The organism is Fodinibius salinus, assembly GCF_008124865.1.
In the GTDB taxonomy this organism is placed as follows: domain Bacteria; phylum Bacteroidota; class Rhodothermia; order Balneolales; family Balneolaceae; genus Fodinibius; species Fodinibius salinus.
This window is the reverse complement of the sequence record NZ_VNHY01000002.1, coordinates 635,757-648,019: the sequence shown is the minus strand read 5'-3', so window position 1 is coordinate 648,019 and position 12,263 is coordinate 635,757. Positions and strand designations below refer to the sequence as shown.

Genomic DNA, 12,263 nt, shown 5'->3' with positions numbered 1-12,263 from the left:
CTAATACTTTTGGATAACAAACCCCCAACGGAAACAACAGACTTTCAACTCGATCTCGTTAATGCTCAATCTTCCTTTTCTCAACAAGTTAGACAGGAACTGGATCCTAAGACCATTGCTAAACATCTAGCACTTTTCCTGATTACTGTACTCACAGTATCGCTAACTGGCTCCAGCTTTGTCGGATTCAATCCTGCACCATTTCCCTTGGGACTACCATCGCTCTCAGATTTTTTCCGGGGTCTCCTTTTTGCGGGACTACTTTTAGGTTTTTTGGGTGTACACGAATTTGGTCATTATTTTGCAGCCGTATATCATAAAATTAAAGTTACCCTGCCCTATTTTATCCCTATCCCCTTGGGCATTGGAACGTTTGGAGCCGTTATCCGCATCAAACAAAAAATTAATGACACCTATAAAATGTTTGATGTGGGCGCTTCTGGACCACTGGCCGGCTTTGTAGTATCGCTGGTTGTTCTCATCTATGGATTTTCGACGCTGCCGGAACCATCTTATATACAAAACTTTGAAGGCCACGAAGCAGTCAAAGAATACGTCGCAGAAAATGGCGTATATCCTGATAATCCGCCGCAGGAAACCAACGGCAACGTACTAATGGTGGGTAACACCATTCTTTACAGTGCACTGGCCTCATTTTATGAGAACGTACCCCCCATGTGGGAGATGTATCACTATCCCTTTCTGTTTGCGGGATGGCTGGGGCTGTTTTTTACGGCACTGAACCTAACGCCCATAGGTCAGCTCGATGGGGGCCATATACTCTATTCCCTTATCGGATTTAAAAAACACAAGATCGTAGCCCGCCTGTTTTTTGGAGTTTTAATAACGCTGGCGGGTATAGAGGCCATTCCTTTTATCCATATGAATCTCGGCGATTTCGATAATTCCCTCGGCATCTTAAGCTGGATTATCTGGGCAGCCGTACTATATACATTGCTCAGAAAAGCATTCAAAGGCGATCTACAGTGGATTATCCCTACGTTGGCTACAAGTATCGCCAGCTCGGCCGGATTCCTGTATCTATATGTGGGCAACATCACCACCTCAGGTTCACTTATCTGGGTTTTCTGGTCATTTTTTCTTGCCTACCTGGTAGGAATTGAGCATCCCCCGGCACTGCGTGAACGCAAACTGACTCCTACCCGCCGATTCCTGGGATGGCTTTGCATGGTTATTTTTGTGCTCTGTATTAGTCCCAATCCCCTGTATTTAATCTAGAGATCTTTTAGTTATCTTATACATTCAATACAACTTCGATCCTTATCAAAATTAATTTTTATGCGCTATCTCTCGCTGCTATTCTTGATTCCACTGTTTATCGCCTGCGGTAACAGCACGCCCGAAGATTTACCTAAACGGATTGATCAGCTTATTGCAGATGACAATTATACACGAGCATTGGATCTTTTAAACAATGCTTCGGCTGAAGATACTAATGCTAACCTTGGCCGTCTTAAAGAAAAAGCACACCTCAATTATGGTCTTTTCCTAGAATATCGCGGGCCGGAAGACAGTACCATGCGAAGCAGGATGACCTCGGCACTGGAACAATATATTGCTGTACTGAATATCAATCCCAAAAACCAAAAGGCACGGTCTGAGATTAAGCAGATTATGGATATTTACAGTACCATGCCAGAGAAATCACCGGGCAAAGAAATTATTGCTGACCTTAATGAACTTGGATTTGATTACTAATAGCTTTCGGCAGTTAGCATTCAGCTATCAGATTGAACTTCTTTTAGTAAAAGAGCTTATCATACGCTTTATTTCTGTGACGTTATCAAACAGTTTTTTAAATATTTCTTCACTAAGAAATCCTAAATCTTTGCTCAAGATCAACTGATACTCCAATTCAGATGCAGACCCAAATGCAATATTTAAAAATCTTGCAAATTGGGGTTGTGAATTCCTGCACAACCTTCTGCAATATTGGAGGGGATAGAAGAGACCGATCGACGCATTTGACTTGTTAAGCCATAACGTTCATCTGTCGGATAAGAAGATGTATATTCGTAAATATTAAGGTCAGATTATGACTCTTTTCCCAAACTTTTAAATTTCTGAAATTTCTCATAATAAATAGTATTTAATAAGTTGCTGATAGCTGAAGACTGAAAGCTAATTGTTTACCTTATAGTAAGACTCCAACACTCACAAATCCTTACATAGTTTTTATAAACAATGTCCAACAATTCCACACCAACCATTAAAAACCGGAAGGCACGGCACGAATATCATGTTGAGGAAACGTACGAGGCCGGGCTTGTTTTACGAGGTACCGAAGTGAAGTCACTGCGTAACGGCAAGGCTAGTCTCAGCGAAGCATTTGCCTACCTCAAAGATGGGGAAGTATGGCTACGGGATATGTATATTAAGCCGTACAAGCACAGTTCTTTTGAAAACCACGATCCGCGCAGGGAACGCAAGCTACTTCTTAACAAGCGTGAAATTCGTGATATGGATAAAGCCGTTAATAAAAAGGGATATACGCTGGCCCCGCTCAAGCTCTATTTTAAAAAAGGGTATGCCAAGGTCTTAATTGGCATTGCCAAGGGTAAACAGAAGCACGACAAGCGCCAGGACATTAAAGAACGTGATATGAAGCGCGAACTGGATCGCAAGTACAAAGGGTCCTATAAAGTAAATATGTAACCACTCCATGTTTGGGTTTACCAGTTGGCGCCGAAAACGCATTGCAAAACGTTCCTTTCCCCAAGAATGGGAATCCATTCTTTCTGAAAACGTTTCCTACATACAGCATCTGCCCGGTGGGCTCCAGAAAAAATTAAAAGAGCTCATTACTATATTTCTGAATGAAACAAATTTTGAAGGCTGTGCCGGACTAGAAATTACGGATAAAATTCGTGTTTCCATTGCTGCCCAAGCCTGCATCCTGATCCTCGGCACTGATGACTATTCGTTTGTCTATAATGATTTGCGATCGGTTCTCGTGTATCCCAAGCCTTATGTAGCTAAAATAAAAAACCGGAACAACAGTTTTTTTGTGGAAGAAGGGTTCCAGCAGAGACATGGCGAGGCCTGGTCCCGGGGAACTATTGTTCTGGCATGGGATCAGGTTCAAAATGGCGCACGTGACATCCACGATGGACAAAACCTGGTATTCCATGAATTTGCCCACCAGCTGGATTATGAATACGGGGCTACCAGCCAAGTAGAAGACGAATATGAGGAATCCCAATTCCTGTCTTGGGCCAGAGTCGTTGGCGATGAGTACCAACAATTTGTTTCTGATTTGCAGCGAAACAGAGAGACACTGCTGGATTCTTACGGCGCTACAAACTTAGCAGAATTTTTTGCCGTTATAACTGAATGCTTTTTTGAGAGACCCACAGAACTTAAGAATCAACACCCCAAACTGTATCATCAACTGAGTGAGTTTTACCGACAAGATCCTGAAACCTACATCAAATCTTAACATTCGGTTGTTATTTTTGATGCCTGTTGGATGGAACGATTACCTCTGAAAACCGTTCTCATTCTATGATCAAATAGCCAATCATAAAAATAGTAAGCAACCACTTTTTGCCCCTCAAAGATAAGCTTATCAAGACACTCGGTATTAACAAAGGAGTGCTAGCGCTCTCTGTTGCACGCATGGCCGATGCCATGGGCAACAGCATCTTGTTCATTCTTATTCCACTTTATGTAGCTAAACTGCCCAGCAACTTTGTCGATTTTCCGGTCCCTATTCTTGTGGGTATTTTAATTTCTCTGTTTGGGTTTATTGCTGCTATTTTTCAGCCGGTGATGGGTGCACTCAGCGACAAGCTCAACATGCGAAAAAAACTAATCCAGGCTGGTCTGGGCCTCATCGGCATAAGTACCTTATTTTTTATCTTTGCAGACAACTTCATTCATCTGCTCATTTTACGTACACTGCAGGGATTGGGCGTAGCCATCACCATCCCAGCTGTTCTTTCGCTGATGACCCTCATCACGGAACGAAGTACCCGCGGTGGATCGATGGGCGTATATAGCACCTTTCGGATTATCGGTTTTGCCATTGGGCCTGTTGTCGGTGGATACCTGCAGGTTCACTACGGTTTTGACGCCGCTTTTTACCTGGGGTCGGGATTTATCATTCTGTCAATGTTACTCGTTCAAAGTTGGGTTAAAGAGGTTAAGATTGAGACTGATAAAGAAGTTACGCGCCACCTCAAAGTATTTGATTTATCCCTATACGGTGACGGGATTCTCACTGCAGCTTTGGCTACTTTTGCAATGGCTTGCTGCTTCTCAATGGTTACCACACTCGAAAATGAGTTTAATGCCCGACTCGAAATGACCGCCATCGGCTTCAGCATCGCCTTTAGTATGCTGATGGTCGGCCGACTTATTTCCCAAGTGCCCCTGGGCCATTTTTCTGATAAGTTCGGCCGTAAACCATTTATCCTGGGCGGCCTTGCAATCATGGGCTTAACCACTATTATAATGGGTGAAGTACAAACATTAACACAGCTCATTATCGTCCGCCTCCTACAGGGTATTGCCGCTGCCGGGGTTGCAGCTCCTGCTTTTGCTCTCGCTGCTGATCTATCCAAAACAGGTGGCGAAGGACGTCAGATGAGCGTGGTCACGATGGGCTTTGGACTCGGAATTGCCGTTGGTCCGCTATTTGCGGGACTGTTAACGGTCTTTTTCTTCGAGCTGCCGTTTATCGTTATCGGAATAGCAACTATTATTGGTACATGGATTGTTTATAAACGAATGCCTGAAACCGTTCAGCGCGAATCAACAGTATTTAGTTACGGCATGCCGCCAGCCGAATAGTGTTACATTACGGCATACGTTTAAATTAAAAACAGCTGTTCACATCTCTTACTATACAAAAGGCCACCCTTTCGGGCAGCCCTTTGATATAATTTCATGGGATGATCTGTAAGCCGAATTCTGTCAGAGGCAATCATTTATCTAATTCCCGGGTCGCCCCGGAACTTAAGCACTCCACCCGGCCGTATAACGACGAGCGGCGTACGACCTACATGAGCTTGCACCCTGTGAGGTTTGCCCTGCTCCCCACCTTGCGATGCGGGACGGTGAGCTCTTACCTCACCTTTTCACCTTTTCCCAGCATACATGCCGGGTAGTTTATTTTTCTGTGGCACTTTCTTCTATCCGGTTGCCCGAATCTTCCCGTTAGGAAACACAGTACTCGTTGGTGTTCGGACTTTCCTCTCACCTGACAGGTGAGCGGTTGCCCGATCATCCATTATTAAATATACAAAAATCTTCGGAATATTTTATTTGATGGAACAATTTAGCAGCCTAATCATAACAGTAAACTGCTATAATGAGTATCCATCTCGAGAAGTGATAGTAAGCTACTCCCCACTAATAAATATCTTGTTCTGTACCATAGGGAAGAAGCGAAATAAATTTCTTAGTAAGAATGTTGAAAAAAGATATACCGCATCTAAGTCGATGCGGTACATCTTTTAAGTAGAAACTAATTTGATACCGTTACTTCTAGAGCGACAGTTCTTCTTCAGCCGTTTCAAAAAAGGACTCATGCACTACAATACGTCCGCTGTTTTCATCAATGATAATCTTGTTTTTATGACGAACTTCTACTTGTGTTTGCGGCGGCAATGCCATTCCAAGGGCAGCTCCTTTTTCCATCGGAACAACAGCAAGACCGTTTGAAAGGCCATTGCGAAGACGATTATAACTCTTTAGGTAACGCTCGTCGATATCTTTCTCAACCTCCTCACGCTTTTCCTCAAGCATATCCTCTTCTTTCTGAGTATTTTCTTTTACCTCTTCAAGCTCTTCCTGTTTTTCCTCGTAGAGCTCTTTAGTGTCCTCCAGCTGCTCTTGAATCTTTTCCATCTGGGGGTCAATTTCTTGAAGGCGCTTCTCAATTTCTTCTTTTCGAGATTGTGAGTTCTCAATAATCTGCTTTTGAGACTCAATCTCTTTAGTCAGCGCATCATACTCTCGATTATTACGGACCGACATCTGCTGTTCTTCATATTTTTCCATCTTATTTTCGGCATCTTTGATCTCCAGCTCGAGGTTATCATTTTCAACCTTTAGGTCTTTTTTCTCTTCCTCTAGCCGATCAATTTTAGCCTCAAATCGATTTATATCAGTCTCTATATCGAGAATTTCCTCCGGTAGATCACCCCGCAGCTGTTTAAGCTCATCAATTCTGCTGTCGATATATTGAAGATTAGCTAACTGTTGAAGTACTTCTTCCATAAGTAATTATTGTCGTCGTTTATTCCTGCGGATTTTATTTATTGTCAGGTATAAAAACCTGCATAGGATTCGTATTAATCCCTGTTTCAAAAACATCCAGCTGTTCAAAAGCTTCGGTAAGTTCTTGTTTTAGTGCTGCCACAATGGGCACTTCACTTTCATAATGTCCTACATCAATCAGTAAAAAGTCATCGGTATCGGTAAAATAATCGTGGTATTTAATATCTGATGTCACAAAGGCCTGCGCACCTTGTCCTACTGCCTGCCGTGCTAGCGAAACTCCCGCTCCACCGCAAACAGCTACCTTTTTAATGCGATCCACAGAACCTGAATAGCGTACAGCCTTAACATTCAATGCATCGGCAATGCCATCTAAAAATTGCTGTTTCGTCAATCCTTTGTTACGGTAAAATCCAACCACCCCCATACCTACGTTATTAGAGGGGCTCGCAACCTCCATCACTTGAAAGCTACCTTCATGCAACAATCCGTTTTTTTCAAGCTCACTTTTTAAATCCGCTACATGATGCTCATCCATGATAGCTTCATAGGTTCGCTGGCCATCCTTCTTGCCTTTTACCTCATAATAATGAGCTTCCTCAGCCGAATAATAATTGAGAAGCTTGAGTACTGAATCTTCATCAGAATGGTCGGTGGTAAGTACAATCTTACGGCTGATATTATAGCTGCTATCTAAAAACTGCAGATTCTCGAGCCCTAACTGCTGGGCCAACACAAATGATACACCATCAAGCGCAGCATCAAGATTAGTGTGAGCAGCAATGAGCGCAATATCATTTTTGATAAGCTTAAAAGTGATTTTACCCTGCTCATTTGTGGGATTTATACGATCAATACCGTTAAAAATGAGCGGGTGGTGGGCAACAATCAGATCGCAATCATTCTGGATGGCTTCGCCAACAACATCCAGTGTTACATCCAGACAGGTTAGCGCACGTGAAATCTCTTGATCCGGATCGCCGACAAGGAGCCCGACGTTGTCATAATCTAGTTTGGTACTGGGGGGAGCCCATTGGTTAAGAAAGGTGGAAATATGCCGAACCTGAATATTCATTTGGGCGATCCACCTCGGTTTTTTGTCGTTGCCATTTTCTTTGGCCTGAGATGGAAACTGGTTATATCAGACTCGAAATTAAAAATACCCGTCGTTTTCCTAATCAACGTAAATTCAATTATTTAATTCAGTCCTTTAAAATATGATTTTAATAGCTTTCTTAAAAGCTTATTTTTCAATAGAATTCTGAACTTTGTTAAGACTACTTATTATAATAAACCTCCTATAGAAAATACCTGTTAATGAGTAAAGACATTTGTCAAAACCTGGATAGTTTACAACAACGTATTTCTAATGCCTGCGAAAAAGCAGGGCGAAATCCCGATGAAATTACGTTGGTGGCCGTCAGCAAAATGAAGCCACTGAGTAATATTAAAGAAGCTTTTGGTTGTGGACAACTGCATTTCGGGGAAAACCGCGCCAAGGAACTGCAAGAAAAGATGGGCGAATATGGGGAAGAAGAAATTCAGTGGCACATGGTTGGCAATTTACAGACCAATAAAATTAAATATATAGTAGATCGCGTTAACTGGATCCATTCAATTAGTAAATCGAAATATTTGAGAGAAATTGAAAAACGAGCCTCTCGCATAGATCGGGTCGTCAACACCTTGGTTCAAATTAACATCAGCGGAGAGGATCAAAAAAGTGGCTGCGAAGCTGAACAGCTGCCTGAAATTTTGGAATATGCCCAAGGGCTTGATCACGTTCGTATCCACGGACTGATGGGCATGGCCAGCTTTGTAGATCCTGATGAAGTTGAACAAGTACGTCCCCAATTTGCCATGTTGCGTAAACTGCGCGACGAACATCGAAAATATGAAACCGAAAATGTGTCGCTTGATGAACTTTCTATGGGCATGACCAACGACATGGAAGTAGCGATAGAAGAAGGATCCACCATGCTTCGGGTAGGGCGCGCCATTTTTGGCGAACGTAACTATACGTAACTATTCGTTAGAATGTCAGTATAAGTGCTTTCAATCTATCTCAGATTTAGTACATTACAGTTACTAACGAAAGCAAAGTGTTATGACAGTTTGGATTTTTCTGATTGTATTGGTTTCCATTATTGGCGGACTGGCTATCGAATACCAGCGCAATAAATTAGAAATAAAAAATAAAAGCCGCCAAAACGAAGAAGAGGTTGAAGATCTGCGAAAGCTTATCAATTCACTAAAAAAGCGTATTGAAAACCTCGAAGCCATTGCTGCGGGTGAACCCGATGACTTTAAGACCGGGGCAGGAACTGGTATGAGTGAAATTGAAATTGAAGAAGAACCATCTGTTAAAGAGCAAAATCAACAAAAAGTTTCAGATATCGCAGACAAACGCAGGAACAAATAATAGGTTCTGAGACAATCATGAATTACCTATACAACAGGGACTAACCTTCATACAAAGTAGGCTTCAAACAGATTTAACAAGCTGACTGAATCGTTTACAAAACATAAAAGGATATGGCTAAGCGAATACAATATTTAAAAACTATTATTGCTGAGGAAGGAAAACGTGACGGGTATTTCTCAAAAATTGAGGTTCTTCAAGAAAGTGATAATTTGGCAAATGATTTAAAATCGAAAAACCAGCTTCTATTATGACTTTTCAAGAAATGGTAGTTGCATTAGTGGTTTCAATTGGAGCATTTGCGCTCTTTGGCTACTTGGCCGCCAAAACGTTTGGAATCATAAAAGCGTGGATAAACAGAAATAACAGCTCAATTGAAGAAGAACAATTCAACCGATTGGCCAAAGCCTTTGTAGAATACAAAAAAGATACAACCAAGCGCATAGAACACTTAGAGGCTATTATTGCTGACGAAGACACGGAACAAGCATCAGCTAATTCTCCAGAGATTGAAGCGCCCAAAGAGAGTATTGAAATTGAAGATCGGGAAACGTCCAAGGAACAATCCAGTTCCAAGGACGATAATAACCTACAGAATATGCTACGAGAGTAGCACGTTACATTACACAAATTTATCTGATTATTTAGGAGACAAGCTATGAAACTGACAGCACTTGAAATTAAGCAACAGGAATTTGAGAAATCCTTTCGCGGCTACGACAAGGATGAGGTAGAAGCTTTTCTCAACCTGATGTCTAACGAATGGGAACACCTGGTCGGGAAAAACCGTGAGCTGGAAGAACGCATTGATGAACTGGAAGAAAAATTAAAACACTACGAGCGCGTTGAAGAAGCACTCCATGAAACACTGCAGACAGCCAAAGAATCAGCCGAACAGAAGCTGACCGGGGCCCGCAAAGACGCCCGCAACAAGGTGGAAAAAGCTGAAATGGAAGCCGAATCCATTATCCGCGAAGCTACACAACAGCGCCAGCAAGTTCGCCAAAGCATCATCCGGCTGCTTGACCGCCGTAAAGAAATTATCAGCGGTATTCGATCATACCTAGAGATGGCCCAAGAATCGCTTGAACAATTTTCTAAAGATGAAGCTGCTCTGTTTGATGTTCCTTCCGATGAAGATGAATTTTCAGAAAGCCTGAATGAAAAGGCAAAGCGACGGGTAAAAGCACTTTCTGAAGAAACAGATGAAGATGTAGAGACAGACAGTCAACCACTACCACCGGGAACCGAAGATATGGATGACCTCATCGATGACATGGACTAACAGGCGTTAGAAGTGAGCATCAACGGTCGTTTTCCTCAACATTCTTTTCTGCTCTCCTTTTCGTATCTTCAATTTTGTTTTAATAAAACGAATAAAAACAAATGAATCGAGAATCTGTCACTGAATTTCGCAAAAAACGCGATGAAGCACTTTCTTATCTCGAAGAGCAAACTCAGCAGCGGCCTGAGCATCTGATTATTCTTGGTACGGGATTAGGTAACCTTGCAGATGAAATTGATGTGGAGGCAGCTATTTCCTATGCCAATATTCCCCACTTCCCAGTTTCAACCGTGCAAAGTCACGAGGGACAATTGATCTTTGGATCGCTAAGCGGAAAGAAAGTTGTGGCTATGCAGGGACGATTCCACTACTACGAAGGCTATTCTATGCAAGAAATTGCCTTCCCCATCCGCGTACTGCATGCACTAAGCGTACAAATGATGATCGTCAGCAACTCATGCGGCGGCATGAATCCGAACTACCAGCGCGGTGATATCATGTTGATTAATGACCACATCAATATGCTGGGCGACAACCCCCTTATCGGTCCCAATGACGATGACCTCGGCCCGCGTTTCCCGGATATGAGTGATCCCTATACCAAAGAACTCCGCAATATTGCCGAGCAAGTAGCACTGGATAAGGGAATCAAAATGCACGAAGGTGTTTATCTTGCACTCAGTGGCCCCACCCTGGAAACCAAGGCCGAATACCGTTTTTTACGGATGATCGGTGCTGATGTGGTAGGGATGAGTACTGTACCTGAAGTTATCACTGCTGTTCACATGGACATGCAAGTACTCGGCATTTCTGCTATTACTGACGAGTGCTTCCCCGATGCACTCGAACCAGTAAGTATTGAAGACGTTGTAGAAGCAGCAGAAATGGCCGAACCTGATATGACGCGTATTATTAAAGATTTTTTAACCCGGGTATAAGCTAACCAAATACTGCGTCATCGGCATTCCTGTATTCATCTCAAAGGAATCCGAAAATCAACAATCCTCTACGTAGGTGGCAAGAATAACTCTGTAAAAAAAGTAGAGAGCTTTGGCAACTAGGCTATCACTCTGAACAAGATTAAAAGGCCTTCCTCAAAAGGCTAAACATTATCTGCTCCCAATCTGTCGGAGTCGATAAGCTCAGAATGAACAAGCATTGGGGTTGTACAAGACAAAGTCCTCAAGCAACTACCAAATTGCCACCTTACGATTCCCTTCTGAATCAGACGTGCCACGAAACATGCCTTGGGTATTCATATTCAGGTAGGTATTGCCATTTTTATCAACGGCTATCATGCCCGCTTCGCCTTCGTTAAGCACATCTTGCAACAAATAATTACCAGCTTCCTGAACAGTTGCAGGTTTGTGTTTCATATAGGCGCTGACGGTATGTCCTGATACAGCCTGCATAATTTTTTCGCCCCAGCCCGTCATAGATACTGCTACTTCATTACTAGCGTACGTTCCGGCTCCCACAATGGGTACATCGCCCACACGGCCAAACTTTTTATTCGTCATGCCTCCAGTGGAGGTTCCTGCAACAATTTGTCCATCCTTATCAACAGCTACGGCTCCTACCGTACCAAGTTTTTTCTCATCAAAAAAGTCACCGGGGATACCAGGCTCAATAACGCTGGACTGTGCTCCGTCTTGTTTCTCCTCTTCAATGGCTCGCTTCCAGGCTTTGTGTCGGCTTTCGGTGTAAAAATACTCTTGGTTTACGCGCTCCAAATCAAATTGATTGGCATATTCTTCAGCTCCCTCACCGGCAAACATTATGTGTTTTGAATTTTCCATCACCAAGCGTGCTAGTGATATTGGGTTTTTGATCGTCTTTACGCCGGTAATCGTTCCGGCCTTACGGTTATTACCTAACATAATAGCAGCATCCAATTCATGACCTCCATCGTGCGTAAATACCGCTCCCTTACCGGCATTAAATTTAGGGTTATTCTCTAAGTAGTTAATCACACTTTCAACCGCATCAAGAGCACTTCCTCCTTCTTTAAGAATTTTTTCGCCAACCGATAAAGCTTCATCCAGATCACTTTTATACGCTTTAACCACCGAATCAGGTTTTTCTTTGGATATCGTTCCGGCACCACCATGAATGACCAGAGCCCAGTCTTTTTTGGTCGTATCTTGATTCGCTGCCTTATTTTGTCCTTCCATTTTTGTACATCCTATCGCCATTACAATTACCAGTAGCCCGACTAGTTGTTTTGCAAACATCATATTTGTCCGTATTAATTTGACTGATTTCTCAAATTATAAGCACCCTCTTGGCCATTTCAAAGTCGGGCTTTGC

Annotated in this window: 14 protein-coding genes, 1 other RNA gene and 1 pseudogene; 11 read left to right on the top strand and 5 right to left on the bottom strand. The window is 42.7% G+C overall.

Annotated features, from left to right (window positions below; all coding sequences use genetic code 11):
• Positions 1–9: 9 nt before the first annotated feature.
• Positions 10–1,239 (top strand): site-2 protease family protein, encoded by a 1,230-nt coding sequence (locus LX73_RS07745; protein WP_148898908.1) that lies wholly within the window; start codon positions 10–12, stop codon positions 1,237–1,239.
• Positions 1,240–1,299: 60 nt separating this feature from the next.
• Positions 1,300–1,719, top strand: coding sequence for a hypothetical protein (locus LX73_RS07740; RefSeq protein ID WP_148898907.1), 420 nt, complete (start codon positions 1,300–1,302; stop codon positions 1,717–1,719).
• A 27-nt stretch (positions 1,720–1,746) separates the two neighbouring features.
• On the opposite strand, the pseudogene LX73_RS13210 reads toward LX73_RS07740, so the two are convergent.
• Positions 1,747–1,985, bottom strand: a pseudogene (locus LX73_RS13210) (four helix bundle protein).
• Positions 1,986–2,205: 220 nt separating this feature from the next.
• Between LX73_RS13210 and smpB the strand changes: the two are divergent.
• The 3 genes from smpB to LX73_RS07720 all read left to right on the top strand — a co-directional run bounded on the left by smpB (position 2,206) and on the right by LX73_RS07720 (position 4,815).
• Positions 2,206–2,676, top strand: a complete 471-nt coding sequence (smpB, locus tag LX73_RS07730; protein WP_148898906.1) for an SsrA-binding protein SmpB — start codon at positions 2,206–2,208, stop codon at positions 2,674–2,676.
• A gap of 7 nt (positions 2,677–2,683) precedes the next feature.
• Positions 2,684–3,460 carry a M90 family metallopeptidase gene (locus tag LX73_RS07725; RefSeq protein WP_148898905.1) on the top strand — a complete coding sequence of 259 codons (777 nt, stop codon included), beginning with the start codon at positions 2,684–2,686 and terminating at the stop codon, positions 3,458–3,460.
• Positions 3,461–3,567: 107 nt separating this feature from the next.
• Positions 3,568–4,815, top strand: coding sequence for an MFS transporter (locus LX73_RS07720; protein ID WP_148898904.1), 1,248 nt, complete (start codon positions 3,568–3,570; stop codon positions 4,813–4,815).
• A gap of 93 nt (positions 4,816–4,908) precedes the next feature.
• Here the strand turns inward: LX73_RS07720 and rnpB are convergent.
• The 3 genes from rnpB to LX73_RS07705 all read right to left on the bottom strand — a co-directional run bounded on the left by rnpB (position 4,909) and on the right by LX73_RS07705 (position 7,321).
• Positions 4,909–5,255, bottom strand: an RNA gene (rnpB, locus tag LX73_RS07715) — RNase P RNA component class A.
• A 256-nt stretch (positions 5,256–5,511) separates the two neighbouring features.
• On the bottom strand, positions 5,512–6,246 hold the full coding sequence (locus LX73_RS07710; protein ID WP_148898903.1) for a zinc ribbon domain-containing protein: 735 nt from the start codon (positions 6,244–6,246) through the stop codon (positions 5,512–5,514).
• 34 nt (positions 6,247–6,280) lie between these two features.
• A complete protein-coding gene (locus LX73_RS07705; RefSeq protein ID WP_148898902.1) occupies positions 6,281–7,321 on the bottom strand; it encodes a Nif3-like dinuclear metal center hexameric protein in 1,041 nt (346 codons plus the stop codon).
• A gap of 242 nt (positions 7,322–7,563) precedes the next feature.
• Here LX73_RS07705 and LX73_RS07700 point away from each other — a divergent pair, with 242 nt between their 5' ends.
• The 6 genes from LX73_RS07700 to LX73_RS07680 all read left to right on the top strand — a co-directional run bounded on the left by LX73_RS07700 (position 7,564) and on the right by LX73_RS07680 (position 10,891).
• Positions 7,564–8,271, top strand: coding sequence for a YggS family pyridoxal phosphate-dependent enzyme (locus LX73_RS07700; protein WP_148898901.1), 708 nt, complete (start codon positions 7,564–7,566; stop codon positions 8,269–8,271).
• Positions 8,272–8,353: 82 nt separating this feature from the next.
• On the top strand, positions 8,354–8,668 hold the full coding sequence (locus tag LX73_RS07695) for a hypothetical protein (RefSeq protein ID WP_148898900.1): 315 nt from the start codon (positions 8,354–8,356) through the stop codon (positions 8,666–8,668).
• 113 nt (positions 8,669–8,781) lie between these two features.
• Entirely contained in the window at positions 8,782–8,922 is a 141-nt protein-coding gene (locus LX73_RS12970; RefSeq protein WP_170245623.1) for a hypothetical protein, read from the top strand.
• Positions 8,919–9,281, top strand: coding sequence for a hypothetical protein (locus LX73_RS07690; protein ID WP_148898899.1), 363 nt, complete (start codon positions 8,919–8,921; stop codon positions 9,279–9,281). The genes LX73_RS12970 and LX73_RS07690 overlap by 4 nt, the downstream gene beginning before the upstream one ends.
• Positions 9,282–9,326: 45 nt before the next feature.
• Entirely contained in the window at positions 9,327–9,953 is a 627-nt protein-coding gene (locus LX73_RS07685) for a DivIVA domain-containing protein (RefSeq protein WP_148898898.1), read from the top strand.
• Between the two features lie 101 nt (positions 9,954–10,054).
• Positions 10,055–10,891 carry a purine-nucleoside phosphorylase gene (locus tag LX73_RS07680; protein WP_148898897.1) on the top strand — a complete coding sequence of 279 codons (837 nt, stop codon included), beginning with the start codon at positions 10,055–10,057 and terminating at the stop codon, positions 10,889–10,891.
• Positions 10,892–11,143: 252 nt separating this feature from the next.
• On the opposite strand, the gene LX73_RS07675 is transcribed toward LX73_RS07680, so the two are convergent.
• On the bottom strand, positions 11,144–12,190 hold the full coding sequence (locus LX73_RS07675; RefSeq protein WP_246138190.1) for an isoaspartyl peptidase/L-asparaginase family protein: 1,047 nt from the start codon (positions 12,188–12,190) through the stop codon (positions 11,144–11,146).
• Between the last annotated feature and the right edge of the window lie 73 nt (positions 12,191–12,263).

Bases quoted from the DNA above. Each gene is read 5' to 3' on its own strand.
- LX73_RS07740 (WP_148898907.1), top strand. From the start codon at position 1,300: ATGCGCTATCTCTCGCTGCTATTCTTGATTCCACTGTTTATCGCCTGC.
- smpB (WP_148898906.1), top strand. From the start codon at position 2,206: ATGTCCAACAATTCCACACCAACCATTAAAAACCGGAAGGCACGGCAC.
- LX73_RS07725 (WP_148898905.1), top strand. From the start codon at position 2,684: ATGTTTGGGTTTACCAGTTGGCGCCGAAAACGCATTGCAAAACGTTCC.
- LX73_RS07710 (WP_148898903.1), bottom strand. From the start codon at position 6,246: ATGGAAGAAGTACTTCAACAGTTAGCTAATCTTCAATATATCGACAGC.
- LX73_RS07705 (WP_148898902.1), bottom strand. From the start codon at position 7,321: ATGAATATTCAGGTTCGGCATATTTCCACCTTTCTTAACCAATGGGCT.
- LX73_RS07700 (WP_148898901.1), top strand. From the start codon at position 7,564: ATGAGTAAAGACATTTGTCAAAACCTGGATAGTTTACAACAACGTATT.
- LX73_RS07695 (WP_148898900.1), top strand. From the start codon at position 8,354: ATGACAGTTTGGATTTTTCTGATTGTATTGGTTTCCATTATTGGCGGA.
- LX73_RS12970 (WP_170245623.1), top strand. From the start codon at position 8,782: ATGGCTAAGCGAATACAATATTTAAAAACTATTATTGCTGAGGAAGGA.
- LX73_RS07690 (WP_148898899.1), top strand. From the start codon at position 8,919: ATGACTTTTCAAGAAATGGTAGTTGCATTAGTGGTTTCAATTGGAGCA.
- LX73_RS07685 (WP_148898898.1), top strand. From the start codon at position 9,327: ATGAAACTGACAGCACTTGAAATTAAGCAACAGGAATTTGAGAAATCC.
- LX73_RS07680 (WP_148898897.1), top strand. From the start codon at position 10,055: ATGAATCGAGAATCTGTCACTGAATTTCGCAAAAAACGCGATGAAGCA.
- LX73_RS07675 (WP_246138190.1), bottom strand. From the start codon at position 12,190: ATGATGTTTGCAAAACAACTAGTCGGGCTACTGGTAATTGTAATGGCG.